The sequence below is a fragment of the Mycobacterium sp. E3305 genome, from assembly GCF_001666785.1.
Lineage (GTDB): Bacteria > Actinomycetota > Actinomycetes > Mycobacteriales > Mycobacteriaceae > Mycobacterium.
Map to the genome: position 1 here is coordinate 17,566 of NZ_LZJA01000049.1, position 9,765 is coordinate 27,330.

Below are 9,765 nucleotides of genomic sequence, written 5' to 3' on the forward strand. Positions count from 1 at the left end.
CCCTCATGCCACCGCCGACAGGCCTGCAGAAGAGAGCAGGTACGCATCCTGCGTCCCGGAGTCCTCGGTCGCGATGGCCAGGACCGAGCGGCCCACCTGCTCGGCGGTGAGCGCCGGCCCGGCGGCCCGCACGAACGACTCGACGTCGACCCCTTGCCGATCGGCGTACGCCGCGACTGCCTTGGCGCCCAGGTCGGTCGCCGGCGTCAACCGCGGCAGCACGGACACGAAGCGGATGCCCAGGCCGGCCAACTGCGACTCGATGGCGGCGTAGCCGGCGATGAACCTGACCGCCGCCTTCGCCCCCGCGTAGCCTCCGCTCAGTGGTGACCCGGCGAGGGCGGCGCCGCTGGACATGACGATCACCGAGCTGCCGGGTGCGAGCGGGTGCCGCAGCGCGTATCGGGTCCAGTGAAACGCCTGCGCGACATCGACATTCCAGTTCTGGCTGAAGCTGTCCCAGCTCTGCTCCTGCAGCGGGCTCATGTGAGGCGCGGCCCCGGCGCAGAGAACCAGTGTGCGCGGCCGGTATTCGTCGATGAGCCGCTGCGCCGTCGCGGGATCGGCGGCGTCGGCGGCCACCGGGATGAAGGCGTCGCCGAGCCCGCGGCGCGCGTCCTCGAGACCGGAAACGCCGCGCGCGACGCCGATCACCTCGGCGCCGGCCGCCGCCAGGGCGCCCGCGATGGCGCGGCCGAATCCGCGGCTCGCCCCGGTCACGATCGCCGTGGTGCCGGCCAGGCCACCCGATGGGAATGTCAGGGGCTCGTTCATGTTCGTCCTCGCTCTCAACGGAAGGTGCATTCACCAATTGAGATGCGGCGCGGCGCCGGCCGGTGTCTCTGTACTGGAGTAGCGTTCGAACCCAGCCGAGACAGGAGGGGCCGTGCCGGCCCAGGAGGACTTCATCGCGCAGGCGGCGCCCTTTCGCGCCGAGCTGATCGCGCATTGTTACCGCATGCTCGGGTCCGTGCATGACGCCGAGGACCTCGTCCAGGAGACCTATCTCAACGGCTGGCGTGGCTACCAGGCATTCGAGGAACGCGCGGCGCTGCGGACCTGGCTTTACCGGATCGCGACGACCGCGTGCCTGCGGGCGCTGCAGAACCGCGCGCGCCGGGTGCTGCCGGCCGGGCTCGGCGACGGATCGATCGACCCCGACGCCGGACTCGACTCGACCGGCGTGCACGAGTGGCTGGAACCCATCCCCGATTCGCTGATGTTCCCCACCCCCGAGGACAACGTGGCCGCGCGACAGAGCCTGCGACTGGCCGTGATGACCGCGCTGCAAGAGCTGCCCGCCCGCCAACGCGCGGTGCTCATCCTGCGCGACGTGGTGCAGTTCAGCGCCGCGGAGGTTGCGGAGCTCCTCGAAACGACACCCGCCGCGGTCAACAGCTCGCTGCAGCGGGCGCGGGCCCACCTCGCCGAGCTCTCCCCCACCGAGGAGAACCTCTCGGAGCCCGACGACGCGGAGCGCCGAGCGCTGCTCGACCGCTACTGCGCGGCATTCGAGAACGCGGACATGGCCGCCCTCACCGCGCTGCTGCAAGCGGACGTGAAGCTCGAAATGCCACCTCTCCCTGTCTGGTTCACCGGCCGTGAGCCGGTGTTGAGATTCCTCGCCGCGCGCGCGTTCGCCAAGCCCGGCGAGATCGCGATGATCCCGACGGCCGCCAACACGCAACCCGCCGTCGCCGAGTACCGCCGCGGCGCCGACGGGACGTTGCGTGCCCACTCCATTCACGTCCTCACAACCGGCGCCAGCGGGGTCGCCACCATCACCGTCTTCCTGGACCCCGGCCTGTTCAGCAGGTTTGGTTTTCCGCCCAGCCGGTAACCTGTCCGCAGGGACGCGACTGCACCGCCGGTCAGGAGAAAGAAGGCCCAAACCCCCGGAGTCCTCGGTGTGGTCGCAGGGTCCACCATGGCAAATGTGGACAGGTCCCCTGCGCCCCAGGATCATTAGGCGCGGTAGACGCAATCGAAGGGTGACCGAGTGAGGATTCCGGGCGTTGCCAGCGTCGTCGCCGGCATGACCGACGGGGCGGCGCAGGTGGTGCGAGCCGGCGTGTCCACCGCGGCGGGCGCCGCGGGTGCGCTGCAGACGTTGGCCAGCCCGGTCGCCGAACTGGCCGTCCCGGTGGTGCAGTCGATGGCCCAAACGACCGGCCGGGCAATCGGATTGACCGGTCCCACCAACGGTTCCGGTCCCGCCGTCACGCCGCCGATTCGCTGGCAGAGCGGGCGGCGGGTGCATCTGGACCTGGATCCGTTGCTGCCGTTCCCGGGCTGGCATGAGCACGCGCCGGCGGTGGAGGAACCCGTCCGCCGGATTCCGGGAGTGGCCTCCGCCCACGTCGAGGGCGCCCTCGGTCGGTTGGTGATCGAATTCGACAGCGAGGCCGACGGCGACGCCGTCCTGGACCGGGTCCGGGACACGGTCTGCGGCGTAGCGGCGGACCTGAGGCTGGTCACGTCCAAGGACGCGCCGCGCACCGCGCCGTTCGCCGATCCGGGAAACCCGTTGGCGATCCTGGTCCCGTTCAGCGCCGCGGCGATGGACGTGGCGGCCGTCGGCGCCGCGGTGACCGGCTGGTTGGGCCGGCTCCCGGTCGCGCCGCGCAGTGCCCGCGCCGCCGCCGCGCTGCTGAACCACCAACCGCGCGTCGTCGCCGTGCTCGAGTCGCGGCTGGGTCGCGTCGGCACCGACATCGCGCTCAGCGCCTCGACCGCGCTGGCCAACGGGCTGACGCAGGCGGTCGGCACACCGTTGCTGGATCTGGCGCAACGCAGCCTGCAGGTATCCGAGGCGGCGGCGCATCGCCAGCGCTGGCGGGAACGCGAACCGGAGCTGGCCTCGCCCAGTCGCCCGCAGGCGCCGGTGGTCCCCGTCATATCGTCGGCCGGGCCGAAATCGCAAGCGCCCCGGCATAATTCGGCGGCGGCCGCCGCGGGGGAAGCGTCCCACGTGGTGGTGGGCGGTGCCATCGACGCCGCCATCGACACCGCGAAGGGATCGATGGCCGGGCCGGTGGAGGAGTACGCCGACCAAGCCGCCAACGCCTCGCTGGTGGCCGCCGCAGGTGCGCTGTTGGCCGGCGGCGGCACCGAGGATGCGGCCGGCGCCCTGCTGGCCGGCGTGCCCAGGGCGGCGCACACGGGCCGGCAGGCCTTCGCGGCCGTGTTGGGCCGCGGACTGGCCAACGCCGGCCAACTGTTCCTCGACCCGGGCGCCCTGCGGCGGCTGGACCGGGTCAAGGTGGTCGTCGTCGACGGCGCCGCGCTGCGGGGCGACAACCGCGCCGTGCTGCAGGCGCGGGGCGACGTACCCGGATGGGACGAGGACCGGGTCTACGAGGTCGCCGACGCGCTGCTGCACGGTGAGGAGGCCCCCGAACCGGATCCCGACGAGTTGCCTGCCACGGGTGCGCGCCTGCGGTGGGTCCGGGCGCAGGGCTCGTCGGCGACGCCCGCGCAGGGTCTCGAGCACGCCGATCTGGTGGTCGACGGCGAACGCGTCGGCAGCGTCGACGTCGGCTGGGAGGTCGACCCGTTCGCCATCCCGCTGCTGCAGATCGCGCACCGGACCGGCGCACGGGTGGTGTTGCGCCACGTCGCCGGCACCGAGGACCTGACCGCCAGCGTCGCCGTCAGCCACCCCCCGGGCACGCCACTGCTGCAGTTGGTGCGCGACCTGCGCACAGATCGCGGGCCGGTGCTGCTGATCACCGCGCTGCACCGTGACTTCGCATCGACCGACACCTTGGCCGCGTTGGCCATCGCCGACGTCGGCGTCGCGCTCGACGACCCCCAGGCCGCGACGCCCTGGACGGCGGACATCATCACCGGCACGGACCTGGCCGCCGCGGTGCGCATCCTTTCGGCGCTGCCGGTGGCCCGGGAGGCGACGGAATCGGCGGTGCGCCTGGCCAAGGGCGGCAGCACCCTGGCGGGGCTGTTGCTGGTCACCGGCGACCCGCGCACCCTGAGCCCGTTCGCCGTGCAGCGCTGGCTCAACCCGGTGAACGCCGCCGCCGCGGCCGCGCTGATGCAGGGCAGCTTCGCCGCCTCGCGGGTACTTCGGCTGGCCGACCCGACACCCCAGCCGCTGACCGCGTGGCATGCCCTGGACCCGGAGATCGTCTACTCCCGGCTGGCCAGCCGCACCCGCCCCCTGGCCGTCGAGCCCGGCGTCGCGCCCTGGCGGCAGCTCCTCGACGACCTGTCCTACAACCCGGTGGTCGCGCCGCTGCGCGGGCCGGCGAGCCGCGTGGGGCGGCTGCTCACCGCGACGCGCGCCGAGCTGGCCGACCCGCTGACGCCCATCCTGGCCGTGGGTGCGGCGGCCTCGGCGATCGTCGGCAGCAGCGTCGACGCGCTGCTGGTGGCGGGCGTGATGACCGCGAACGCGGTCGCCGGTGGCGTCCAGCGGTTGCGGGCCGAGGCCGCGGTCGCCGAGCTCTTCGCCGAGCAGGACCAGTACGCCCGGCGCGTGGTGTTGCCCACGGTCGCCACCGCGCACCGCCGGCTGGAGGCCGCCCGGACCGTCGAGCGGACGGTGTCGGTGAGCGCGAAATCGCTGCGGCCCGGCGACATCATCGACCTGGCCGCCCCGGAGGTCGTGCCGGCGGACGCGCGCCTGCTGGTGGCCGAGGACCTCGAGGTCGACGAGTCCTTCCTGACCGGCGAGTCGCTGCCGGTGGACAAGCAGGTCGAGCCGGTCGCCGTCGCCGACTCCGACCGCGCCAGCATGCTGTTCGAGGGCAGCACCATCGTGGCGGGGCACGCCCGGGCGATCGTCGTGGCGACCGGTGCGGGCACCGCCGCGCAGCGCGCGATCTCGGCCATCGCCGACGTCGAGTCGGCGGCCGGGGTGCAGGCCCGGTTGCGGGAGTTGACCAGCAAGGTCCTGCCACTGACCCTGGCCGGCGGCGCCGCGGTGACCGCGTTGGCCCTGCTGCATCAGGGATCCCTGCGGCAGGCCGTCGCGGACGGGGTGGCCATCGCCGTGGCCGCCGTCCCCGAGGGGCTGCCCCTGGTGGCCACCCTGGCCCAGCTGGCCGCCGCCCAGCGGTTGTCGCGCCGCGGCGTCCTCGTCCGCACGCCGCGGGCGGTCGAGGCCCTGGGCCGGGTCGAAACGGTGTGTTTCGACAAGACCGGCACGCTCACCGAGAACCGTTTGCGCGTCGTCCGCGGCGTCCCGCACGACGCGAGCGCGGACGGCGCATTCCCCGAAGTCAGCGCGCCGGAGTCCGCCACGGTGTTGCGGGCCGCCGCGCGCAGCAGCACCCAGCCGCACAATGGGGGCGGCCACGCGCACGCCACCGACGAGGCGATCCTCAACGCCGCGAATTCCGTTGACGCGCAATGGGCCTCGGATTGGACCGTGCTCGCGGAGGTGCCCTTCGAATCCAGCCGCGGGTATTCGGCCGCGATCGGCGTGACCGGTGGAAACGGCGGGCCGATGCTGATGCTCAAAGGCGCACCGGAGGAGGTTCTGCCGCGCTGCCGGTTCGCCGATGCGGACGCCGGCCCCGCCCACGCGGAGTCGTTGGTGTTGCGCCTGGCCGAGCAGGGGCTGCGCGTGCTGGCGGTGGCCCAGCGCCGGTGGGAGCACGGGACCAGCGAGGAGGACACCGACGTCGACGCCGTGGACGTCGCGGCGCACGACCTCGAGCTGATCGGCTACGTCGGCCTGGCCGACACGGCCCGCGCGTCGGCGCGGCCGCTGATCGAGGCGCTGGTGCAGGCCGGCCGGCGGGTCGTGCTGATCACCGGCGACCACCCGGTGACCGCCCGGGCGATCGCCCGGCAACTCGGGTTGCCCGCGGACGCGCGGGAGATCACCGGCGCCGAACTCGCCGCCTTCGGTGAGGAGGACCGCGCCAAGGTCGCCGCCGACGTCCAGGTCTTCGCCCGCGTCAGCCCCGAGCAGAAGGTGCAGATCGTCGCGGCGCTGCAGGACTGCGGGCAGGCGGTCGCCATGGTCGGCGACGGGGCCAACGACGCGGCCGCCATCCGGATCGCCGACGTGGGCATCGGGGTGAGCGGTCGCGGTTCGTCCGCCGCCCGCGGCGCCGCCGACATCGTGTTGACCGACAACGATCTGGGTGTGCTGCTCGACGCGCTGGTCGAGGGCCGCGGGATGTGGGGCGGGGTACGCGACGCGGTGAGCATTCTGGTCGGCGGCAACGTCGGCGAAGTGCTGTTCACCCTCATCGGGACCGCGCTGGGCACCGGCAGGGCGCCGGTGGGCACCCGCCAGTTGCTGCTGGTGAACCTGCTCACCGACATGTTCCCCGCGCTCGCGGTCGCGGTCACCCCGCAATACCCCGAGCCCGAAGAGGCCGAGGACGGCGTCGACCGCGATGCCGAGGAGCTGCATCGCGCGTTCCAGCTGGCGACGCTCTCCGGGCCCTCGCCCTCCCTCGACGCGCCGCTGATGCGGCAGATCGTCACCCGGGGCGCCGTCACGGCCGCGGGTGCGACGGCGGCCTGGGCCATCGGACGCTGGACTCCGGGCACCGAACGCCGCACCTCGACCATGGGGCTCACCGCGCTGGTGACCACCCAGCTCGCGCAGACCCTGCTGACGCGCCGCCACAGCCCGCTGGTACTGGGCACGGCGCTGGGCAGCGCGGGCGTCCTGGTAGCCATCGTCCAAACCCCCGGCGTCAGCCACTTCTTCGGCTGCACACCGTTGGGCCCCGTCGCCTGGACCGGCGTCATCAGTGCCACCGCGGGCGCCACCGTCGTCTCGGTGCTGGCGCCCAACTGGCTGGCGCAGCGGGTGGTCGCGCTGGAACCGAAGCAGGACTGAGGCTTTCGCCGCTAGCCGGACAGCTCCTTGCGCACGACCTTGCCGGCCGGATTGCGCGGAATGGTGGCCACGAGGTTGATGTCGCGGGGCTGCTCGAATCGGGAGACCTTGCCCTTGAGGTACTCCCGCAGTGCCGCCTCATCAGTGTCGCTGCCCGGCCGCAAGACCACGAACGCGGCCAGTCGGTGGCCGAATTTCTCGTCGGGAACGCCGATGACCGCGTTGTCGGCGATGGCGGGGTGCTGGGCGAGCGCGTTCTCGACGGCGCGCGGGTAGACGTTCTCGCCGCCGGAGATGATCATGTCGTCCTCGCGGCCGACGATGTAGAGCCGGCCTTCGTTGTCGAGGTAGCCCATGTCGCCGGTGCTGGTCATGCCGTCGATCACCGTCTTGGCCCCGCCGCCGGTGTAGCCCTCGCTCGCCAGCTCGCCGCCGACGAAGATGCGACCGGTGACGCGCGGGCCGACGGGCCTGCCGTTCTTGTCGAGGATGCGCACCGGGCAGCCGGCGACCGGCCGCCCGACGGTCTCCGGCGCTTCGCGCAACTCGGCCGGTGTCGCCAGGGCGCCGATGCCGACCTCGGTGGAACCGTAACCGTTGTAGAGGATGTCGCCGTAGGCGTCCATGAACCGCTGGCCGAGGGTCGGGTCGAGCCGGTCCCCGCTCGACATCACGACCCGCAGGTACGGCACCGGGTTGCGCGTACGCACCCGGTCGGGCAGGGCGAGGATGCGCGCGAGCACCACCGGCACCGCGGTGAACGCGTCGGCGCGATGCAGCGACGCCTGCGCGAGCGCCGCCTCGGCGTCGAAGTGACGATGGGTGAGCACCGTGCCGCCCAGGGCCACGGTGAGCATCAGCATGCCCAGCCCCAGCCCGTGAAACATGGGCATTGCCACCGAGATCCGCGAACCGGTGCGCAGGCCGGTGCGGTCGAGGATCGTCACCCACACGCCCACCGCCGAACGCAGCTGCGGCGAGCGGGGCACCCCCTTGGGGGTGCCGGTGGTGCCGGACGTGAGCAGGATGATCCGGCCCGGTGCGGCCACGTCGGGCCGCTCGTCGCCCTCCTCCGTGGTGGCCGTCGCCGGGTCGATCAGGGTGACTGATTCGTCGGCGGCGCGGACCCGCTCGCCGAACTCGTGGTCGGCGATCATCGCGGTGATCCGGTGGGCGCTCACCGCGGACGCCAGGGCGTCGCTGCGGAACTCCGTATTGACCAGGACCACGTCGGCACCCACCATTGCGGTGGCGAAGACGCCGGCGATGAAACCGCGTCCATTGCGGCACATGACGCCCACGGCGTCGCCGGGTCCGACACCGTCGCGGGACAACCGGCGCGCCAGCGAGTCGGTGGCGGACCGCAGCTCGCGGTAATCCCAAGCGCCATCGTCGTCGACGATCGCCGCCCGGTTGGGCCAGCGGGTCGCCGTCACCGCCAGCAGCGTGTACGGGTTGGTGCCGCCCCGCCGCGCCTCGCGGAGCACCCGCAGGGTCGCCAGGGGCGACGGCGGCGTCAGCAGTCGCGATCGCAGCAACGCCCGCGCCGCGGTGCCGACCACGCCCTCGTTGCTCATCGCCGGGCCTCCGGGCCGCCGGAATCGGAGAAGAACCGCCGGTACCACAGCCGGGCGGCGCGTTCGGCCGGGCCGGCCAACAGCACGGACGCCACCTCGGCGGGCAACACCCAGGGCGGTTCGTTGCTGCGCGGTCGCTCGATCACCGCTTTGGCGATCGCGTCGGCTGCTTGGTCCGCCGACATGCCTGGGAGCCGGCCCAGGACGGGCGTGGGTTCGATCATCCGGGTGCGCACCAGCGCGAAGTAGACGGAGGTGACGTCGACGCCGTCGGCGTGCAGCTCCGGGGCGACGCTGCGCAGCCAGCGGTCGAAGGCGCCTTTCGACGCCTGGTAAGCGCCCCACTGCGGCCCCGGCACGACGCGCACGCCGACGCTGGACACGTTGACGACGTGCCCGCGGCCGCTTTCGCGCATGGCCGGCAGCAGCCCCAGCAGCAGCCGGATGGGCCCGAGATAGTTGATGTCGATGGTGCGCTGAAAGTCGTGCGGCCGGTCGTATTGGTGATGCAGCGAGCGGCGCAACGACTTTCCGGCGTTGCTGACCACGATGTCCAGCGCGCCGTGCTCCTCGGTGATCTCCTTGGTCAGCGCGCTGACGGCGGCTTCGTCGGTGAGGTCGGTCGGGTACGCGATCGCGCGTCCGCCCGCGGCGTTGATCGACGCCGCCAGGTCGGCCAGGCGCTCCTCGGACCGGGCGACCGCCAGCACGGTGGCTCCCCCGGCGGCCAACCGGCGCGCCGTCGCCTCACCGATCCCGTAGGAGGCGCCGGTAACCAGCGCGGTCTTACCGGTGACGGCGCTGCGCAACCTGTCGGGATCCGATACTCGCGCCGGATTGGCCACGTGGTCCGTGACCTTGTTGAGGGCCTGCACTATCACGTTCAACATCGCCGCTGCATCCACTCGAGCCGGATGTCGAGGATCGGCGGATGGCTTCACCGTGCACTCGACTCGTCATAGGTAGCAGACCACATCGCGGTTCGCCGGTGCGCCTCGCCCCGCCGTTGCGCCGTTCGCCGGCGCGGGCCCCGGGGCGGTGGGCGCCGCGCAGCCGGATGACCGACGCGCGCAAGCCATCTCGGCCCGGATACCGCGGGGTGGACGGTGTTGTGTGAATTCGCAGTAATTTCCCGGGTTTGACCTGTTTAGCGGGAAGCTTCTCTGGGCACAATTGCGGCATGATCGCACGTCAAATAGCTCGTTTTCTCGGTCCAGCAGTAGTAGCCGCGTCCGGCCTCAGCGCGTCGGCCATCACCGGCTCCCTCCTCCCCTCCGCCGCCGCCCAATGTCCGGACGTGCAGGTGGTGTTCGCCCGCGGCACCGGTGAAGCCCCCGGAGTCGGGCCCACCGGCCAGGCCTTCGT

At 72.7% G+C, this 9,765-nt stretch carries 5 protein-coding genes and 1 pseudogene; 3 read left to right on the top strand and 3 right to left on the bottom strand.

Annotated features, from left to right (window positions below; translation table 11 throughout):
- Positions 1-3: 3 nt before the first annotated feature.
- Positions 4-774, bottom strand: a complete 771-nt coding sequence (locus tag A5701_RS05055; RefSeq protein ID WP_067749475.1) for an SDR family oxidoreductase — start codon at positions 772-774, stop codon at positions 4-6.
- A gap of 112 nt (positions 775-886) precedes the next feature.
- Between A5701_RS05055 and A5701_RS05060 the strand changes: the two genes are divergently transcribed.
- Entirely contained in the window at positions 887-1,840 is a 954-nt protein-coding gene (locus A5701_RS05060; RefSeq protein WP_067749477.1) for a sigma-70 family RNA polymerase sigma factor, read from the top strand.
- A 159-nt stretch (positions 1,841-1,999) separates the two neighbouring features.
- Positions 2,000-6,823 (top strand): cation-translocating P-type ATPase, encoded by a 4,824-nt coding sequence (locus tag A5701_RS05065; RefSeq protein WP_067749478.1) that lies wholly within the window; start codon positions 2,000-2,002, stop codon positions 6,821-6,823.
- Between the two features lie 11 nt (positions 6,824-6,834).
- On the opposite strand, the gene A5701_RS05070 is transcribed toward A5701_RS05065, so the two are convergent.
- Positions 6,835-8,400 carry an AMP-binding protein gene (locus A5701_RS05070; protein ID WP_067749480.1) on the bottom strand — a complete coding sequence of 522 codons (1,566 nt, stop codon included), beginning with the start codon at positions 8,398-8,400 and terminating at the stop codon, positions 6,835-6,837.
- Positions 8,397-9,290: an SDR family NAD(P)-dependent oxidoreductase gene (locus A5701_RS05075; protein WP_067749482.1), complete on the bottom strand. Its 894-nt coding sequence runs from the start codon at positions 9,288-9,290 to the stop codon at positions 8,397-8,399. Before A5701_RS05075 ends, A5701_RS05070 begins: the two co-directional genes overlap by 4 nt.
- Positions 9,291-9,580: 290 nt before the next feature.
- On the opposite strand from A5701_RS05075, the pseudogene A5701_RS27235 reads away from it, so the two are divergent.
- Positions 9,581-9,765, top strand: a pseudogene (locus A5701_RS27235) (cutinase family protein); the annotation flags it as partial.

Excerpts from the sequence above, each read along its gene's own strand:
- A5701_RS05070 (WP_067749480.1), bottom strand. The coding sequence starts at position 8,400 with ATGAGCAACGAGGGCGTGGTCGGCACCGCGGCGCGGGCGTTGCTGCGA.
- A5701_RS05075 (WP_067749482.1), bottom strand. The coding sequence starts at position 9,290 with ATGTTGAACGTGATAGTGCAGGCCCTCAACAAGGTCACGGACCACGTG.
- A5701_RS05055 (WP_067749475.1), bottom strand. The coding sequence starts at position 774 with ATGAACGAGCCCCTGACATTCCCATCGGGTGGCCTGGCCGGCACCACG.